Annotated in this window: 11 protein-coding genes and 1 pseudogene; 6 read left to right on the forward strand and 6 right to left on the reverse strand. The window is 73.5% G+C overall.

Annotation, left to right across the window (positions count from 1 at the left end; translation table 11 throughout):
• The first annotated feature begins 55 nt into the window (after nucleotides 1-55).
• Entirely contained in the window at nucleotides 56-757 is a 702-nt protein-coding gene (locus RAN62_RS30145) for a GyrI-like domain-containing protein (protein ID WP_305788198.1), read from the forward strand.
• On the opposite strand, the gene RAN62_RS30150 is transcribed toward RAN62_RS30145, so the two are convergent.
• A complete protein-coding gene (locus tag RAN62_RS30150) occupies nucleotides 711-3221 on the reverse strand; it encodes an NACHT domain-containing protein (protein ID WP_305788199.1) in 2511 nt (836 codons plus the stop codon). The genes RAN62_RS30145 and RAN62_RS30150 overlap by 47 nt on opposite strands.
• Nucleotides 3222-3415: 194 nt before the next feature.
• On the opposite strand from RAN62_RS30150, the gene RAN62_RS30155 reads away from it, so the two are divergent.
• From RAN62_RS30155 to RAN62_RS30165, 3 genes are read left to right on the forward strand one after another with little or no spacing between them, the layout of a single operon-like run.
• Complete coding sequence (locus tag RAN62_RS30155) at nucleotides 3416-6025, forward strand: AfsR/SARP family transcriptional regulator (RefSeq protein WP_305788200.1); 2610 nt, start codon at nucleotides 3416-3418, stop codon at nucleotides 6023-6025.
• Nucleotides 6026-6042: 17 nt separating this feature from the next.
• Nucleotides 6043-6621 carry a DinB family protein gene (locus RAN62_RS30160; protein WP_305788201.1) on the forward strand — a complete coding sequence of 193 codons (579 nt, stop codon included), beginning with the start codon at nucleotides 6043-6045 and terminating at the stop codon, nucleotides 6619-6621.
• 55 nt (nucleotides 6622-6676) lie between these two features.
• Complete coding sequence (locus tag RAN62_RS30165; protein ID WP_305788202.1) at nucleotides 6677-7090, forward strand: chymotrypsin family serine protease; 414 nt, start codon at nucleotides 6677-6679, stop codon at nucleotides 7088-7090.
• Nucleotides 7091-7171: 81 nt separating this feature from the next.
• Here RAN62_RS30165 and RAN62_RS30170 read toward each other — a convergent pair whose 3' ends face one another.
• The 5 genes and pseudogenes from RAN62_RS30170 to RAN62_RS30190 all read right to left on the reverse strand — a co-directional run bounded on the left by RAN62_RS30170 (nucleotide 7172) and on the right by RAN62_RS30190 (nucleotide 16129).
• Nucleotides 7172-9388, reverse strand: a complete 2217-nt coding sequence (locus RAN62_RS30170; protein WP_305788203.1) for a transglutaminase TgpA family protein — start codon at nucleotides 9386-9388, stop codon at nucleotides 7172-7174.
• Nucleotides 9382-10518, reverse strand: a complete 1137-nt coding sequence (locus RAN62_RS30175; RefSeq protein WP_305788204.1) for a DUF58 domain-containing protein — start codon at nucleotides 10516-10518, stop codon at nucleotides 9382-9384. The genes RAN62_RS30170 and RAN62_RS30175 overlap by 7 nt, the downstream gene beginning before the upstream one ends.
• 476 nt (nucleotides 10519-10994) lie before the next feature.
• Nucleotides 10995-11984, reverse strand: a pseudogene (locus RAN62_RS30180) (AAA family ATPase); the annotation flags it as partial.
• Between the two features lie 21 nt (nucleotides 11985-12005).
• A complete protein-coding gene (locus RAN62_RS30185; protein ID WP_305788205.1) occupies nucleotides 12006-14660 on the reverse strand; it encodes a fibronectin type III domain-containing protein in 2655 nt (884 codons plus the stop codon).
• A 125-nt stretch (nucleotides 14661-14785) separates the two neighbouring features.
• Nucleotides 14786-16129, reverse strand: a complete 1344-nt coding sequence (locus tag RAN62_RS30190; protein WP_305788206.1) for a fibronectin type III domain-containing protein — start codon at nucleotides 16127-16129, stop codon at nucleotides 14786-14788.
• Between the two features lie 198 nt (nucleotides 16130-16327).
• On the opposite strand from RAN62_RS30190, the gene RAN62_RS30195 reads away from it, so the two are divergent.
• The gene (locus RAN62_RS30195) at nucleotides 16328-17572 is read left to right on the forward strand and encodes a vanadium-dependent haloperoxidase (protein ID WP_305788207.1); all 1245 of its coding nucleotides are present in this window, start codon (nucleotides 16328-16330) and stop codon (nucleotides 17570-17572) included.
• A gap of 146 nt (nucleotides 17573-17718) precedes the next feature.
• Nucleotides 17719-18963, forward strand: a complete 1245-nt coding sequence (locus tag RAN62_RS30200; protein ID WP_305788208.1) for a lamin tail domain-containing protein — start codon at nucleotides 17719-17721, stop codon at nucleotides 18961-18963.
• The last annotated feature ends 80 nt before the right edge of the window (nucleotides 18964-19043 follow it).

Consider the following 19043-nt stretch of genomic DNA (forward strand, 5'->3'; position numbering starts at 1 on the left):
GATGTCGGGCGGCGCCGGCGTGCCCCCGGCGAGAGTGGATGCCGAAGGGGGCCAGATGACCGTCGCCGCGGCCGACGTGGTCCGCGGCGAGGAGAGCCTGCTCACCATCGCCGTCCGGTACGGGTACGGCTCGGCCGAGGCGTTCGGGCGGGCGTTCCGGGCGGCCCACGGCGCCGGCCCCGGCGAGGTACGCCGCGCAGGCAGCCCCCTTCGCACGCAACCGCAGCTCAGGTTCCGCCTGACCGTCGAAGGGAACGACCGCATGGACACCCGCATCGCCGACCGCCCCGCGTTCCGGATCATCGGACACGCGACCCGCGTACCGCTGATCCACCAGGGCGTCAACCCGCACATCCAGCGCCACGTCACCACTTTGCCGCAGGAGGAGCACGCCCGGCTGCGGGCGCTGGGCGACACCGAGCCGGCCGGGCTGCTCGCGGTCAGCGACGACCTCGATCCCGACCGGGCGGAGGGCAGCGAGCTGACCTATGTGCACGGGGTTGCCGTACGCGAGGAGACGCCCGCGCCCGACGGCCTGGACGTGATCGAAGTCCCGGCCGGGCGCTGGGCCGTCTTCCGCGCCGCGGGCCCGCACCCGCGGACGTTGCAGTCGCTGTGGGCCGCCACCGCGACCGAATGGTTCCCGTCGAACCCGTGGCGGCTGCGCCCGGGCCCGGAGATCGTCGCGACGCTGGAGCGGGCCGCCGACTTCAGCACCGCGACGTGCGAGCTGTGGCTGCCTGTCGAACCCGCGTGACACGGCTGCCGCGACGGCGTGCGCCGGTGCGGTAACGGTCGGCCAGCCGGTCCCGGATGTCGGAGTGCCGGAACTGGTAGGCCGCTCCCTCCCGGCGCAGGACATTGAGGTCGTACGCGTCCTGCAGGAACGACATCAGCCGCCAGGGGATCTTGCCGGTGACCGCCAGCGTCACGTGGGCCGTCACGAAGGCCGGCCAGGAGGTCAGGCAGGCGGCGAAGACCCCGCCGATGCAGAGCCCGAAGCGGAGACCGGTGACCGGTCCGAGCGGCGGCAACGCGGCAGCGGCCCCGGTCACGGCGAAGAGGGCCCGGCCGAGGACGCCGATCCCGAGGGCGCACACGGCGCCGATGGCCAGGAGGTGGACGAGGGCCGACAGCCGGTCGCTGCGCAGGGTGGAGAGCGGGCTCGCGGTCGGGATCGTCTTGACCGGCTCGTTGAACCACCGGAGGAAGCCGCCCACGAGTCCCACCGGGATCCCGGCGGCCAGGCCGAAGGTGGCGCCGAATGCGAGGCCGTACCCGAGGTCGCCCTGCTTGAGCCCGCCGACCAGGCCGCCGGCGCAGCCCACGAGGACGCCGACGGCCAGCGCCGAGGCCATCTGCGGCACCGGCCAGGTGCGGCGCCGGCCGAGCCGGAGTTCCGTACGGGCCGGTGCCGCCGGGTCCGGATGGTCGATCAGCAGCCGCGCCGAGACGCCGGCCATCGTGACGCCGAGGGTCACCGCCAGCCAGATGCCGAGGGCCGTGCTCGCGAACTCGTCCGGCCCGGTCACCGCGGCGTAGATCCCGCACGCCGCACCGTCGAGGGCGCCGACCAGGAGCCCGTACGCCGCGGCAGCGCCCGTGGATCCGGCCAGCCGTGCGGGTCGTACCAGGCAGAGGCCGACGCCCAGGGCCATCTCGACGGCGTCCAGGCCCGCCGCCCGGGCGCCGACCATGGGCCAGCCGATCAGGGCGACCGACACGGCCGTGGTGACCAGGGCCGACACCCACGACACGGGCAGGCCGCGGCGGCCGCGCAGAAGCCCGAGCAGGACGCAGACGGCGATGCCGATCGCGAAGCCCTTCGTGAGCCCCTGGGGGAGTCCGCGGCTGAGCCCGTAGCACCCGGCGGCCAGGACACCGGCCGCTACGCCGAAGGCGCGTGCCGGCACGGCCCGGTGCAGGCGCCACCAGAGCAGCTCGACCTTGTCGAAGCCGCGCATCTGGTCGGCGATGAAGCCCAGCCACCGCTCGGCCCGGCCGGGATCCCAGGCGATCCGGGCCGGGCGGTCGTCGCCCTCCTCGTCGCCGGCGTCGTCCGCCGCGTGGTAGACGACGGGAACGTACTCGTCGAGCAGCTCGAGGCGGACGTCCTCGGCGGTGGGGTACCGCGCCGGATCGGTCAGGCCGCCCGGGCGGCTGTCCGGCCCGGCGTAGACGGCGCCGGCCAGCGTGAGCAACAGCGGGCTGGACAGCGCCGAGCCGACCGGGGTCCCGGCCCCGGCGCGCAGGGCGGCGAAGACCGGCTCCCAGCGGGCCAGGTCCCCGGCCGAGTCGCAGTGCGCCGCGAGCCAGGCCACGGCATCGTGGGGGTCGACCGCCAGTGGGCTCAGGACCGCGGCGTCGGCCAGCGGCGGATCTTCCGCCACCAGCTCGTTGTACTCCGCGAAGCGGCACGTCACGACCAGGGCGCCGGTCGGGAAGTCCGCGTTGAGGCGCCTGATCGCCGCGGCCCGCAGCGGGGCGGGGACCTCGTCCAGGCCGTCGAGCACGGGCAGGACGTGCCCGCCGTCGACCAGCGCCCGCGCCGCCCCGGAGCCGAACTCCGCCGCGTCACCCAGCAGGGGATAGGTCTCCGTGATGCGGCGGGTGATCCACTCCCGGGCGCTTTCCCGGCCCGGGTCCCAGGAGGCCAGCGACAGCAGCACCGGTACGGGCCCACCGTCGCGTTCCCGTCCGAGCAGGCCCAGCGTGAGCAGCAGCGCGTAGGTGCTCTTCCCGCATCCGGGCACGCCCGCGACGACGGCCCGGGGCTGGTGCTCGCGGTCGCCGGTGGCCAGGAACATCCGCGCGAGATAGTCGGCGTACTCGTCGCGGGTGAGGATCGCGGGCATCCGCAGCCGGTTCAGGGCCCGCCGGAGCTTGCCGACGATGCCCGTACTGTCCGCGCCGAGCCGGTCGGTGACACGCCGGCTGTCCGTCGCCCAGCGCACCCGCAGCGGCGGGTCGGCGACCAGGCTGCGCCGCTTCGCCTCCTGCTCCCACTGTTTTCCGACATGCCCGGCCAGCGCTTTCCGAGCGGCCGCCAGCTGCCTGTCGTCGGTGCGCGGCGCGGCCGGGGTGCTGCGCAGCACCTGGGCCAGCCAGACGAGGAGCGGGACGACGGCGGCGACGATGGTCGCCACGAGGCTCGCCGTCGTGGAGCTCGAGACGATGCCGATTCCCACCAGGACGACGATGCCGAGAAGAACGGTGACCACCGAGATCAATTTCGCCTGTGTGCCCATACCGGAGTGTCGAATCCGGGGGCGGAACTCCGGGCGGAACTCCCGCGGCACTCGGAGTGTCACCTTCCTGACAGAGAGGAACGGCTGCCGGCCGATCGGGGTAACCGGGCGCAATGGAGGTGCGGCTTTTCGGGCCGGTGACTGTCCGGCACGACGGTGAGCCGCTCATGCCTGCCCGCGACCTGGCCCCGCTGCGGTGCCTGCTCGCCGTGCTGGCCGTCCACGCCGGAGAGCCGATCTCACGCGACCGGCTGATGCGGATGGTGTGGGACGACCGGCCGCCGGCCCCGGCCACCTTCGGCAAGTATGAGCGCTGGTGGCGGACGGCGCTCGCACCCGGCGGTGCCGTTCTGGAGACGACCCCTTCGGGTCTGTGCCTGCGGCTGCCCCGAGAGGCGGTCGACGTGCACCGGTTCCGTGACCTCGCCCGACGTGCGGCCACGGCCACCGGCCCGCGCCAGGCCGCCGCGCTCGCCACGGCGGCGCTGGGGCTGAGCGAGCAGACTCCGCTGGACGGTCTGCCCGGGTGGTGGGCGAGCAGCACGCGGGCCACGCTCGAACAGGAGCGGCTGGACGTGGCGAAGGTGCGGTTCCAGGCGTGGTCACGCGCGGGCGAAGTGACGGCCGAGCGGATCGACGAGTACGAAGCCGAGCTGGGCCGGCACGGTCCGGACGACGACGCCGTCGTCCTGCTGATCCGGGCGCTGCGGCGGGCGGGCAACGAACCGCGGGCCGCGCACGCCCTGCGCCGGCATCGCGAGCGGACCGAGCGGCTCGGCGCGACCGTCGGGACCCGGCTGCTGCGGCAGGCGCGCCCCGTCCGGAGCCTGCGCTCCGGCCTCCCGCCCCAGGAGGCGGCCGGCTATCAGGAACGATCGGCCTGGTACGGCCCGGACGGCAGCGCGACGCGGTGCTGGATCCTGTCCGGTGACGCCGGCGTCGGCAAGACGCAGCTCGCCCTCCGCATCGCCGGCCGGATCGAGGCCGAGCGCGCCACCGACGCGGTGGTGTGGGTGGACGCGCGCTCCCGGCAGTCGATCGTCGCGGGCTACGCCGAGGCACTGCGCATGGTCACCGGCACGGCGGAGGCCCACGCCGAGCGCGCGGCCCGCGCCTTCCTCACATGGCTGGGCTCGGGCGACGCCGACTGGCTGGTCGTGCTCGACGACGTGGGCGACGTGCACGACCTCCGCGGCCTGTGGCCACCCGGGACGGACGGCGGCACCACGATCGTCACCACCCGCCGCCGCGACAGCAACCTGCGCGGCCCGCACCGCACGGTCGTCGAGGTCGGCGAATTCACCGAGGACGAGGCGCGGGACTACCTCACCCACAAGCTCGCGCAGGAGAGCGGCGTCGACGCCGTGATCGCCCGGCTCGGCCGGTTGCCGGTCATGCTGTCGCAGGTGGCGGCCTACATGCTCGACCGCGGTCTCACCGGCGGCGGCTTCCTCGAGCGACTGCGCGAGCGGGGGCTGACCGGCGTCGTGCCCGAGCGGTCGGCGCTGCCCGACGGGCAGTCCGTCCGGCTGGCCGGCGTCTGGCGGCTGTCGATCGACCGCGCCGACCAGCTCGATCCGCCGGGACTGGCCCGGCCCGTGCTGCGGTTGATGAGTGCCCTTTACCCGGGCGGCGTGCCGGAGCGCCTCTTCGGCACGGCCGCGGTCGCCGCCTGGCTCGGCCGGGCCGCCACCGACGTGCAGGACGCCACCCGGGCGCTCGAGCGGCTCAGCCTGGTGACCAGAGTGCACGCCGACGGCGACCGCAGCGTGCAGGCCCACGCGCTGCTGCTGGAGATCACGTGGACGGCACAGCCCGCCGCGGACCGGGCGGCGGCGCTGCGCCCGGCGGCCGACGGTCTGCTGGAGATCTGGCCGGAGACGGAACGCTCGGCCCCCGTGGCGGCCCTGCTGCGCGCCAACGCCCGGGCACTGATCGACCACGACTCGTTCGAGCTGTGGACCCCGGCCCCGCATCCGCTGCTCGGCCGTCTGGCGCACAGCCTCGGTGAGTCGGGCGACCTCGCCGGTGTGGGCGAATACCTCGACCGCCTGCTGGCCCGGGCGTCGGAGGGGCTCGGCGCGGACCACCGTTTCACCCTGCGGACGCGGCATTTCGCGGCGTACTGGAAAGGGCAGGCCGGCGAGCACGCGGAGGCCACCCGCCGGCACACCGCGCTGCTCGCCGACTGCCGCCGCGTGCTCGGTCCCGACGATCCGCTCACGCTCAAGGTCCGGATCTATCTGGCCCGGTGGTGCGGGCAGAGCGGCCGCCCCGGGGACGCGGTCCGCGATCTCCACGCGCTCGTTGCCGACCTGCGGCGGGTGCTGGGCCCCGACGACGAGGACACGCTGACCGCGCGCAACGACCACGCCCACTTCCTCGGCCTCGACGGTCATCCCGGCGACGCGGTGCGCGCCTTCGACGCCCTGCTGGCCGATCGCCGGCGCATCCTCCACCCCCGGCACCCGCACGTGTTCGTGGCGGCCAACGACCTGGCCTACTGGACGCTGGCCGCGGGGGACGCCGCCGAGGCGCTGCGGCTGTACGAGGACCTGGTCCCCGAGATCGCCGACACGCTGGGGCAGCACCACCCGTACGCCCTCGGCGGAGCCGCCAACCGGGCCCGGGCCCGCGGCGAGACAGGTGACGCCACCGGCGCCGCCGCCGAACTGGCCGAGCTGGCCGGGAAGGCGCGCGGAATCCTCGGCCAGCAGCATCCCCTGACCGTCCGCACGGCCGCCTACGCCACCGAGTGGGCGGAGCGAGCCCGGTGATGTGGCAGAGTCGCCCCATGAAGGACGAGCTGCGCCACTATCTGCAACGAGGCCGCGAAGCGCTGCTGTGGAAACTCGACGGCCTCAGCGAGTACGACATCCGCCGCCCGATGACACCGACGGGCACCAACCTGCTGGGGCTCGTCAAGCACGTGGCCATGGTCGAAGGTGGCTACCTCGGCGCCACCTTCGGCCGGCCGCTGCCGGACATGCTGCCCGGGCACGGTCCCGACGACGGGCTCAACGCCGACATGTGGGCCACGGCGGAGCAGTCGCGGGACTTCATCGTCGCCTTCTACCAGCGGGTGTGGGCCCACTCCGACGAGACGATCGCCACGCTCGCCCTCGACACCCCGGGCACCGTCCCGTGGTGGCCGGACAACAGCTCGGTCACCCTGCACCGCATCCTCATCCACGTCATCGCCGAGACCGACCGCCACGCGGGCCACGCCGACATCGTCCGCGAACTCCTCGACGGCGCCGCCGGCCTGCGCCCCGACAACGACAACCTCGCCACCGGCGATCCGGCCTGGTGGCAGACCTACACCAAGAGCCTCCAGGACACGGCCGACACCTTCCGCACGCCGCCGGCATGAGGGCGGAAGACCCTACCGGAAACGGTGATCGGCAGCCACGGCCGCCGACGACGGCATGGTGGCGCCGTACGTCGTCACCGGCGGCGTCAACTATGCGACCTACTGGCTCAACGGCCAGCCGGCGAACCGCGTGTGGGACACCAACGTGAGCCCGCTGTTCCCGATCACCGGCATGTACACGTACTCCCAGATCGGGGTCGGCTGGGTGGCCTGCCACACCGGCGCCACCTCGCTGAACACTCGGTGCGGCACCGTGACGGGCAAGAACGGCGGCATCGTCACGAACATCTGCACGCGCCCCGGCGACAGCGGCGGCCCGCTCTTCAGCGAGGTCGACAACCGGGCGTACGGGGTGTTGAGCGGCACCACCAACGAGGACATCTGCTCCGGCTCCCACTTCTCGCCCCTGTCGGTGATCTTCGCCGCGGCCCAGGCCAAGTCCGGCATCAGCTTCGCCGTCAACAGCTGATCCCCCGGCAGCGCGGTACCGCCTCGCCGGTTCCGCGCTGCCGGCGCTCAGTCCCCGGTCATCCGGACAGCCGGGCACCGGTCAGTGGCGACCCGGTCGCGCGTCGCGGTGCCAGCGCAGGGGGCCGGGGTGGATGGTCCACCAGAGTCGGCGCCACCAGGGGCGGTCGGCGCGGAGGGATTCGGCGTACGCGGTCACCTCGGCGCCCGCGCGGGAGGCCTGGGTCTCGTCGGCCGCGCCCGGGGCGAAGGCGACCGTGTTCACCCCGTCGACCAAGGCCGTCAGTGGGGCCGGGAGGTCAGGTGGGGCCGCGAGCCGGGCCGGGTCCGGCGGGACTTCGGGTGGGATGGCGGGGCGGAGCGCCTGGGCGGCTGCTTCTGTGGCGGCCAGGTGGGGTGGGACGGGGCGGCCGGCGAGGCGCTGGGCGTCGGTGAATTCGAGCCAGGCGCCGGCTATGCGGTCGTCGGGGGTGCCCTCGGTCAGGCGGCGCCGGGTCAGGCCGCGGCGCAGGGACAGGAGGGTGAGCACTGCCGCGGCGAGCAGCACGATGATGCCGCCGGACGACAGGGCGATCGGTGTCGCTGCAGTGCCGCCGGGGGCCGGTGGCTCGGCGACTGCGGCGGGTGGCGTCGAGGCTGGTGGCGTACTCGGGGGTGGGGCCGGCTCGGATGACGGCGGGGGGTCGGACGGTTTGGGGGTGAAGTCCTCCTCGACCGGGGTGGGCTCGTCGCTCTTGGGCATCGGGTCGAAGGCGACCCAGCCGAGGTCGTCGAAGAGGACCTCGGGCCAGGCGATCGCGTCGGCGCCGGTGACCGGGCCGCCCGCGCGCGGGGCGTCGAAGCCGACCACCACCCGCGACGGCAGGCCGGTGAGCCGGGCGAGCAGCGCGAACGACGCCGCGAACTGCTCCGACGTCCCGACCTGGCCGCCGCGGTCGCGGTCGCCGAAGAGGAAGAACTGCAGATTGGGGTACGCGTGCCCGCTCGGCGCGTCGGCCACCTTCTTGTAATGCCCGGCCAGGAACTCCTCGATCGCCGCCGCCCGGTCGTAGGCGGCGCCGTTGCCGTCGGCGAGCTGGTCGGCGAGGCGCTGGACGTTGTCGGGGACGCCGGGGCCGACGGTCAGATAGCGGACCACCGCGTCGCCGCCGGGGGAGTCGGCCGTCGGGAGCAGGTTGACGTCGGGTTCCTGGCTGTCGGAGGTCACCGTGTACGTCAGCCCCGGGGTCAGCTCCTCGGGCCGGATCACCGTGCCGGTCGACGCGTCGTACGCGATGCGGGTGCCCTCCACCCCGGTCGGCGTCGGCACGACGGGCAGCAGCCGCCCGGTCAGCCCGTCGACGGTGATTCGTTGCGTGATCCGGGCGACGGGGACGTCGGGCAACGCCGCCGGGGCGGGCAGCACCCGGCCCGCGTTGCGATAGGTGGCGCCGACCCGCCACGTGATGCCGTCGTAGTCGGGGAGTACGGCCAGCCGGAGCCGGGTCTTCCCCTTGCCTGTACCGCTCGGGCCCACGTCGAGGAGCTTCTGGTCCGGCGCGAGCGCCCAGCCCGAGATCCGGTTGAGGGGACTCTCGTCGAGGCTGTCCACCTGCGGCGGCTCGACGTACTGGCGGGGGTCGACCGGGGTGGCACTCACCCGGCCGCCGACCCACGGCCCGGTCACCGCGATCAGTCCGAGCAGGACGACCAGGCCGATCGCTGCCGGTCTGGTGCGAGGGGCGTCCGCCGGCTCGGTGCTCCGGCCGCGGCTCGTGACGGCCAGAGCCAGGACGACCAGCCCCGCGAACGTGAGCGTGGGCCATCCGGCGCTGCCCGCGTTGGGCCCGATCACATAGAGCGCGCCACCGTAGAGCGCCGCCGGCGGCACACATCCCAGCAGCACCCGCCCCGACCGGGCGCCCACCTCGTGCGCGAGGAGCCCGGACAGCCAGGCGGCGACGACCGGGACGACCACCGTGTCCGGGGTGGGCTCGACCGGGATCATGGCCGTGAGCAGCCGGGGGATGCCGTTGACGAGCGCGTCGCGGACGATCTGGGTCAGCGGGCCGGCCAGCTCGGCGCGGTCGGCGGCGATCGTGAGGGCCAGCCCGGTGTAGCCCGCCAGCAGCAGCACCGACACGGGCGCCACGGTCCAGGACGGCAGCCTTCTCGTGGCCGCGCCGGCGCCGACCGAGAGCACGGCCGCCCCGGCGACCAGCTGGGTGAGCAGGTCGCCCGAGTAGATCCGGCCGAGCACGACGCCGGCGAGGACGATCAGCGCGGCCAGCACCACCGGGACCACGACGCGTCTCACCATCCGCGCACCCCGTCCCAGGCGCCCGCGAACTGCTCGCCGCTCTCGGCCTCGATCACGATGACGCCGCTGCCCGCTGCCACCGGCGTCGCTCCGCGGTCACCCAGCAGACCGGCGATCACCACGGCGTACGGGCCCCGGAGCGCGCTCACCGTGCCGAGGTCGGCGCGGCCGCCGGGACCCGTGAGGTACACGAGCGTGTCGCCGAGGCGGCTCTGGCGCAGGCTGCGTACGGTGGCTTCGAGGTCGCCGTCGCCCGGGGCCGCCTCGGTCAGCACGTCGAGGAAGGGGCCCCGCGCCCGCCCCGACACCAGGTGCAGCGTCACGGGCAGGTCCTCGCGCACCGCCGCGGCGACGACGGACGCGGCCGCCTCGCACGCGATCTCGAACGACTCCGGGTCGCGGCCGGGGTGCGCGCTCGCCCGATCGTCGAGCAGCACGACGATCGTCGGCTCACTGGTGTCGAGCTGTTCGCGGACCATCAGCTCGCCGACCTTGGCCGAGCTGCGCCAGTGGACGCGGCGCAACTCGTCCCCGACCACGTACTCGCGCAGGGAATCGAACGTGATCGTCCCGTGCGGCACCTTGTCGATGTGTCCGTCCAGGCTGCGGGCCATCCCGGCGGGCACCGCGCGGAGCAGGTGGATCCGCGGGTGCACCCAGACCGTCGCGGTTTCCCCATAGGTACGCGACAACGTCAGCAACCCGAGCGGGTCGGTGCGCGTGACCCGCAACGGCCCGACCGGCACCACACCCCGGCGCGTGGTCGGCACGGGATAGTCGACGGTGGTGTCGCTGCCGGGCCGCAACCGCAGCAACGGTACGGGCACACTGCCGCCCCCGCACCGGTCCACGGCGACCAGGTTCGCGGCGCGCAGCCGGCTGGTGTTGCGCACGGTCAGCGTCATCCGCGCCGCCTCGCCCCGGGCGACCCGGTCGGGATCGGCGACCCGCTCGACGCCCAGCCGGGGCCGCCAGATCGCGAACACCACCCCGCACGCCAGCGCCGCCACCGCCGCGGCCCCGAGCAGCGCCAGATCCGGATAGCCGAACCGGAATCCGGCCGTCAGCAACAGCACCGCCGCCCCGGCGACCCCGGCGCCGCGGCTGGTGATGCCCCGCAGCCGCTTCACGCCCCGACTCGGGGAGCGTCAGGGAAATTGGCCGCACCCCCGGGCACCGTCTCGACCGCAGCCGGCGGCGCAGTATTCCCGGGGTAGGGAGGCGTCGGCCGACCGCCGGTGCCGGCCGCGGACGAACCCGGAGCCGCGACAGACGGATAAGTCGCCGTGGCGGCGTTACCGGGGTAAGGCGCGCTGGTAATGCCGGGGTAGGGCACAGCGATATTGCCGGGATCGGCCGCAAGCTTGTTCGCGCCGACGTTGCCGGAGTAGGCCGCGGGCGTGTCCGCGGCGGAGGTGCTCGGATGAGCCGCGGGCTTGTCCGGGCCGGCGTTGGCGGGCTGAGCCGCGGGCGTGGCGGGGACGGCGTGGCTCGGATAGGCCGCTGGCGTGGCCTGAGCGGCGACGGAGGGATAGGGCGCGGTGGCGGCGTTGCCGGGATAAGGCGCGGCGGCGCTGCCGGGAGCGGGCGTGGCCCCGGGCCGGGACCCGTTCGCGGCCGGGCCCGTTCCGGCGGGCAGCGGGACGGCGACCGAGCGCACCGCGTCCTCCAGCACCTCGGCCGCCGTGACGCCGCGCAGCTGGGCATCGGCGGACAGCAGGAGCCGGTGCGCGAACACCGGCCCGACCAGCGCCTTGAAGTCCTCGGGCAGGACATAGCCGCGTCCGTGGATCAGGGCGTAGGCCGACGCCGCGCGGGTCAGGGCGATGACCCCGCGCGGGCTGACGCCGACGCGGACCTGCGAGTGGTTCCGGGTCGCGGCGGCGAGGCGGACGGCATAGGTGTAGAGGGCGTCGGCGACGTGCACCCGCTGGGCCAGCTTGACCATCTCGCCGACCGTGGCCGTGTCGGTGACCGGCTCGAGGGTGTCGGGGGAGCGTCCGGCCGCCCCGCGCAGCACCTCGACCTCGACCTCCTCCGACGGGTAGCCCACCGAGAGCTTCACGAGGAAGCGGTCGAGCTGCGCCTCGGGCAGCCGATAGGTGCCGTCCATCTCGACCGGGTTCTGCGTGGCGACGACCAGGAACGGCTGCGGCACCGGGTGCGGAACGCCGTCCACGGTGACCCGGCGCTCCTCCATCACCTCGAGCAGCGCGGACTGCGTCTTGGGGGAGGCGCGGTTGATCTCGTCGGCGATGACGATGTTGGCGAAGACCGGGCCGGGGTGGAACTCGAAGCCCCGGCTGGCCTGGTTGAAGATGGTGACGCCGGAGACGTCCGAGGGCAGCAGGTCCGGCGTGAACTGGATGCGCCGCCACTGCCCGCGCACGGCCGAGGCGAGCGCCCGGGCCAGCGTGGTCTTGCCGACGCCGGGCACGTCCTCGAGCAGGACGTGGCCCTGGGCGAAGAGCGCGGTCAGCGCCAGCCGGACCACGTCGGGCTTGCCCAGCACGACCGTGCCGACGCGGGCGGCGAGCTGGGCCGCGATGTCCGCGAACGTCTGGACGTGCTGGGGCGGGATGGGTGCGGTCGTCACGGTTCTACCTCGGGGAGCGGCTCAGCAGGTCGGCAGGTCGTCGATGTCGTCGCCGCCGTCGAGGTTGATCCAGGCCCACGGGATGTAGTTCTTCCCGTCGTAGTTGACCTGCACCCACCACGTGCTGCGCTTCTCGTTGTTGTAGATGTAGGCGTAGACGCTCTCACCCTTCTTCTTGCAGTAGGCCTCGAGCCGCCGTCCCGGCTTGGCCCAGCCCACCTGCTTGTCGTTGTCCTGCTGGGCGACGCTGAAGACCTCGTTGCCGTTGCGCCCGTCGACGTCCTCGTCGCAATAGGTCGCCTCGGCCCCGCTCGACCCGTTGTTGCAGGTCGCCGTGCCGTAGAGCGCGTCGGTCCTCTGCGCGCGCGCCTTGGTCGTCTCGCCGGCGGCGTTCTTGGCGGTCACCGTGAACGTGTACGCCGTGCTGGGCTTGAGCCCGCTCACCTTGAGGCTGGTGCAGCTGCCGGTCGCCGAGCCGCCACCTCCCGACGCGGTCATCGAGCACGTGGCCGTGCCGCCGCCCGCGTCCACGGTGAACGACACCGTCGCCGTGTCGAACGTCGCCGACGACCCCGTCACGGTGACGCCCGGCTTGGCGACCGTGCGGGCCGTGGCCGAGCCGGGCTCGCCCTCGCCCGCCTCGTTGACCGCCTTGACCTCGACGGCCACCGTCTCACCCGCGCCGAAACCGGTCAGCGTGGCCTGCGTGCCGTCGGTCACCTCGGTCGTCTTGCCGCCGGCGGTCACCAGGTATTTCGTCACAGGTCGCCCGTTCTCCGCCGGCGCCGCCCATTGCACCCGGATCGTGCCGGGCTGGTCGCCGACCGTGGCGGCGTCGACGCCCTCCACCTTGCCGGGCTTGGTGAACGGCACGACGCTCCCGCTCACCGGCGACGCCTTGGAGCCGGCCCCGCGCGCGTTGACCGCGACGACCGTGAACGCGTATTGCTTGCCGTAATCCAGCTCGCCGTCGGCGATCGTCAGCGTGGTCTCGCCGCCCTTGACGTCGCCGATCGGGGCGCTGCCGCCCTCGCTGATCGCGGTGACCGTGTAGCGCGCGATGTCGACGCCCTGGCCGTTCGCCGCGGGCCAGCTGACCGTGACGCTGCCGTCCGGCCGGGCCTCGGCGGTCACGGCGGCGGGCGCGTCCGGCACCTCGGCGGTCGGCTTGACCGCGTTGCTCTCGCGGGCCGGGCCGTCGCCCTTCTTGTTGACCGCGTGCACGGCGAACTTGTAGGTCTCACCGTTGGTGAGCCCGGTGACCACGAGGGCCCGCTGGTCGGCGCCCACCTGGAACGTCTTGTCCGCGCCCTCGACCACGTAACGGGTGATCGCGGCGCCGTTGCCCGGCGCGGCCCGCCAGGTGACGCGCACCTCGGCATTGCCCGCGGCGGCCCGGACGTTGCGGGGCGCGCCCGGCTTGCTCGCGACCGGCTTCTTGGGCTTCGGCGGCGGGGGCGGCGGGTCCGGCGGGGTGGGCGGCGGATCGCCCCCGAGCACGTCGTCGGCGTATTTGTCGACGCTGCGCACCTGGTGCGAGTCGTCCACGACGCGGGCCGTGGCGGCGCTCGGCGCGTTGATGAACAGGTAGTTCTCCCGGACCTCGAGCTCGAGCGGACCGCCCGGGTTCTTGAAGCCGATCGGCTTCTGCTCGGTGCCGGCGACATCGAAGACGTGCACCGAGTCGCTGTCCGCGTCGGCAACGTAGAAGAAGCCCTCGTAGGGCACGGCGGGCTGCAACGCGTCGGCGTCACCGTCGCCCGGCACCGTGAACGTGGCGGTCGTGGCGCCGCCGCGCACGGCGAAGACCTTGCGCGTCTCGGGCACCGTGACCGGGACGACGTCACCGTCCACATGGGTGGGCAGCGTGCCGATGCCGTCGAGCGGGAGGGTGACCGACTGCTTGGCCTTGCTGGTGATCGTGGTCAGCGCGTTGGTGGTGCGGTTGAGCACCGCCACGCCGTCCTCGAGGGTCGCCAGCGTGAGATCGTGGCTGGCCGCGGCGACAGCCTCGGTGCGCACCTGGGCGGGCCCGGCGGCACTGGCCCCGGCGCCCGCGCTCGCCGCGGTGTCGGGCAGCGGCGCGGGGGTGATGGCCGACACGGTGCCCTCGGCGGGCAGCGCGATCCACAGCTCGCCCTGGCCGTCGAACTCGCCGCCCGCGATGCCCGGCGGGTAGTGCAGCGGCTCGCCGATCGGCGCCAGCGTGCGCGGGTCGAGCTGCGTGATCTGCCCCTGCACCGAGTCGATGACGAACGCGGCGTCCTCGTGCAGCGCGACGTGCACGCCGATGCCGGCCGAGGTGGAGAACTGCTCGTGCGCCTCCTTGAGCGACGTCAGGTCCATCGTGCTCACCTTGCCGGTGCTCGCGTCGCGCAACAGCACGAAGCGGTCATTCTGCACGATCTCGACGCCGTGGGTGCGGGCGCGCGGCACGTCGACGCGGGTGTCCACGCGGGCGGTCACGCCGTTGACCCGGGCGACCTCGCCCTTGCCCCGGCTCCACAGCCAGGAGGCGGCGTCGAAGCTGGCCACGGCCTGGTCGGCGGCGCCCAGCCCGAGGACCGTCGCGCCGAGCCCGGCGACGAGCGCCATCACCACACCCAGCGTGACGAGACCACCACGGCTGCGCCAGCGCCTCCGTGGTTGTGCCGTGCCGGCATCCATGCTGCTCAAAGCCCGCGTCCCTCCCCGTGTGGCGCCTGCTGCCCGTCCAGAACGGAGGCCATCATAGGGCGATTCGGGCTGCGGTCGACAGCTCGCAAGTCACAGTTGTGGATAACTGTGGTTGCATGTAGTGATCATCTTGTGGACGGGGACGCCTGGTCACGACGGGTGCAGGTCTGCGGCGAGGTCGAGAACTCGCTCGAGCTGTAGACGGCCACCACCGCGAAGCAGTAATCGAGATTGTCGTTGAGGCCATTGAGGTCGAACGACGTCGTGGCCGGGCCGACCTCGCCCATGGGGCGGAGTTGCGAGCCGGCCTGGGCGCCGGTAATCATGAAGGAGGCGCGGCCGTTGGCCGGGTCGGACCAGAAGAGTTGGACTGACGCTCCGTAATCGCGGAGACGCACGTCCGTGGGGGCCGGGCCCTTCAAGGTTGGCACATCCGACGCGGTGGGCTTGTCACCCGGATCGGCGAGCACGATGACGAGCGCGACCACGGCGATGGCCACGCCCAGCACCGCGGCGATGGCGGCGAAGAGGGCCGGCGCCCGCAGGCCGAAGGACCCGGACCGAGGCGGTGGCGTCGGCGCGGGACCCGCGTGCGGCGGTGCCGACACCGGCTGCCGCTGCTGAGGTACGGGCGGGAAGTGCTGCTCCGCCGGAAAGTGCTGCTCCGGCCCGCCCCCGACGTGCTGCTCCGGTTCGAAGTGGCCCTGAGGTCCGGCCCCGAACTGCTGCTCCGGGGCCGAGTGGCTCTGGCGTCCGGACGTGAAGTGCTGCTCCGCCGAGGGATGAAAGCCCTGCTCCGGCACGCCGGGAGAGCGCTGCTCCGCCGCGGAAGGGAAGCGCTGCTGCGGGGCCACAGGAGCGTGCTGCTCCGCCGCGCGCGAGTGGAACTGGTCCGGCGCGACGGGAGGGCGCTCCGCCGCCGGGAAAGGCGCGACCGGCGGATGCGACACCGGGGCGGGCGTGTGCGGCGGCGGCTGCGGGGCCGGTGACGGGCGGACCGGGGCGGGCGGGGGAGTGGGCAGCTCCATGCGTACCGTCGGGGGGTCCTCGCCCAGGTAGGCCCGCGCCTGCGTGACCATCCAGTGGTCCGCGCCCAGCGCGCGCGGCCCGTGCGCCGCCACCCGGCCGAAGGCCCGCCGCGCCTCGTGCCTGTTCTCCATCTCCTCGGCGACCAGCCCGAGCTCGTACGAGATGGTCAGCATGAGCGGATCGGCGTCGCCCAGCCGCCACTGCCCCGCGGCGAAGGACTCCTCGAGGACCCGCCGCGCGCCGCTCGTGTCGCCGCCGCGGCGCAGGATCACGGCCAGCTGGTGGGCGGTCGTGAGCACGTCGGGGTCGTCCTCGCCCAGGCTGGCGCGGCCGACGTCGAGCGCCTGCTCGAGCAGGAGGACGGCCTGCACGGGATCGCCGGCGCCGGCCAGTGCCTGTGCGCGCTGGCGGCTGCCCTGGAGGGAGGTCGGGTGGGACACGCAGCAATGCTGCCCGAGACGTTGCGATCACGCCAGTACGCATGGTCACACCGGCGCTCATTGGTGCATACAGCAATCTTCTCCGCCCATGACGCAAACGGGCATGAACCCAGTAGCCGGAAACCGCAGGACATAGCCGCATGACGAGGCCTTGCCCGCCCCGGCGGCCGCGGGCACGCTGACCCGCGGGAGGCTCTCATGGCTCGTTCGCGTACGGTGGCCGCAGCCGCCGCCTTCGTCCTGTTTGGTCCGTTCGTCGCCGCCGGTGGCAGCTCGAGGCCCAACCCCGTCATCGCGTGGCACGTCAACGCCCAGAACGCCATCTACGAGGTGGCGCGGCAGCCGCCTTACATCGCCGGCCGCAGTTTCGCCATCGTCTCCGGCGCCGTCTACGACGCGGTCAACGCCATCGCCGGCACTCCTTACGAACCGCTCCTGGCGGCCCCGCGCGCCCACCGGGGCGACTCGGTCGACGCTGCGGTGGCCGCGGCGGCGTACCGGACACTGCTCTGGCAATTTCCCGCACAGGCAGCGGATCTGACAGCGCGCTACGACGCGGCGCTCGCCGCCGTCCCCGACGGCCGGGCCGAACGTGGCGGCGTCGCCGTGGGAACAGCTGCGGCGGAGACAATGATCGCCGCCCGGACGAATGACGGATCCGCCGCGGCCACGCAGTGGGCCACCAGTGAGGAACCAGGGAAGTGGCGGCCCACCCCGCCGACGTTCACCCAGGACGGCGCGGCCGCGCCCGGCGTGAAACCCTTCGTCATCCGGTCCGGCGCGGCCTACCGCACGCCGGGACCGCCGGCCCTCACGAGCGCCGAGTACGCCCGCGAGCTCCACGAGGTCCAGGCGCTCGGCGGCGCCACCAGCACCGTGCGCACCCAGGACCAGACCGAGTCCGCGAAGTGGTGGCACGACCGCCGCATGTCCGAATGGGAGATCCGTCGCAACCTCGCCACCTCGCAGCGGCTGAGCACCCTGCAGACGGCCCGCCTCTTCGCCATGACCGACGTGGTCCAGGCCGACGGCGGCATCGCCTGCTTCACGGAGAAGCGCCGCTGGGCCTTCTGGCGCCCGATCACCGCGGTCCAGCTCGCCGGCACCGACGGCAACAGCGCGACGACCGCGGACCCGGCCTGGATGCCGCTGCTGATCACGCCCGGCTTCCCCGAGTACCCGTCCGGCCATGCCTGCTCGACCGGCGGTGTGATGGCGACCATGCGGGCGTTCTTCGGCCGCGACGACATCCCGTTCAGCGCGTCCAGCCAGGACTCCGGCACGACCCGCACGTTCAGCGGCTTCTCGGCGGCGGTCGCCGAGGTGACCGAGGCCCGCATCTGGGGCGGCGTCCACTTCCGCTCGGCCGACGAGGACGGCGTCCGGCTCGGCGAGCGAGTGTCGGCCTACGTCCTCGCCCACGCGTTCCGCCCGCGCCACTGAGGACCGGCGACCCGGGGCGAGCAGCGCGGCTCGCCCCGGGCCGTCCCGCGCGGGCCCTCGCCGCGTCGCGGCCGCGGGGGAAAAGGCCCTTGATCCGACAGATCCGGGCGCTTCCCGAGGTCGCAACAGCGGCGCACCCTGGCGGAATGACCTACACAGTGCTGCAAGGACGCTTCGTCATCCGCTATCCCGACCTGCCCCGGCAGGGGCCCGAGCCGGACGGCGACACCATCAAGTTCATGCCGGACGATCCGGGTCTGGCCGAAGAGCTGCCGCGCCCGTCCGGTACGCCCCCGGACCTCACCGCACGCGGCATCTCCGTGCGGCTCGAGGCGATCGACGCGATGGAGACGCATTTCGCCGAGGCACACCAGGAGCTGCTCGGGGCGAACGCGGCGCGCGACGAGCTCCTGAAGGAACTCGGCTTCACGAATGTACGGTTCTTCGCCGATCTCCCCAACAAAGTGGAGAGTGCCGATCAGGACAGCGTGCCGGGGACCGTACTCTCCAATGGGATCGACGCCCATGGACGGCTGATCGGTTTCGTCTTCGCCGGTACGCCACCCGCCGACGACGGGGCCACGGTGTTTCTCGCGGAGACGCTGACCGACCGGTCGGCGAACGCGCACCTGCTGGCGGCGGGTTTCGTCTATCCGGCTTTCTATGCCACTTTGCCGGCGTCGTTGCGTACCCATCTGGGTGGGGTCTCGCGGAAGGCGCGGGAGAATCAGGCGGGGATCTGGGCCCGCTCGACCGCGGATCCGAACGGTGCCGCCCTGATCGCCGACCTGGCCGCGCTGCAGCGGCTGGTGATCTGGCCCAAGCTCTTCCGGCGGCTGGTGCCGTTCCTGGCGACACGCGGAATGAGTTTCGACGCCTGGCTGCGGTCGGACCCGGTGAACCGGGACGACGGCCTGTTCCTGCTCGACCGGCTCGAAAGCGGCAATCTCCACGACATCGTCGAGAACAACGGGCAGCGTTTCCGGCTGACCGTCTGGCCGGAGGATTTCATCATCGATCCGGATCCGGCGCCGCAGGGTGCGCCGACCACGGGCGCCCGGCCGGCCACGGGGGACGTGCTGATCGTGGCGGCGCTGCCGGACCCCGCCGGCACGGACCGGGGCAACGAGCTGATCACCCTGCTCAACACGACCGGGGCGACCGTCGACCTGGCGAGCTGGACGTTGCGGGACCGGGCCGGGCGTACCCAGACGCTCAGTGGCATTTTGACGCCGGGTGCCGTTCTGCAAATCGTCGCGGCGGGCGGGATGACGCTGGGCAATCAGGGCGGCGCGGTGACGCTGGCGGACGCGCTGGGCACGGTGGTCGACCGGGTGGCGTACGAGGGCGGGCAGGTGAAAGAGGGCAGAACGATCGTCATAGGGAGGTGATCGGCCAGCCGAACGGGCACGGCTGGTTCCGGAACCGGGGCGATCTGTTGACTTTGACCGCGGCCTATCGCTTTCTGTGA

The sequence above is a fragment of the Symbioplanes lichenis genome (genome assembly GCF_030709675.1).
Lineage (GTDB): Bacteria > Actinomycetota > Actinomycetes > Mycobacteriales > Micromonosporaceae > Actinoplanes > Actinoplanes lichenis.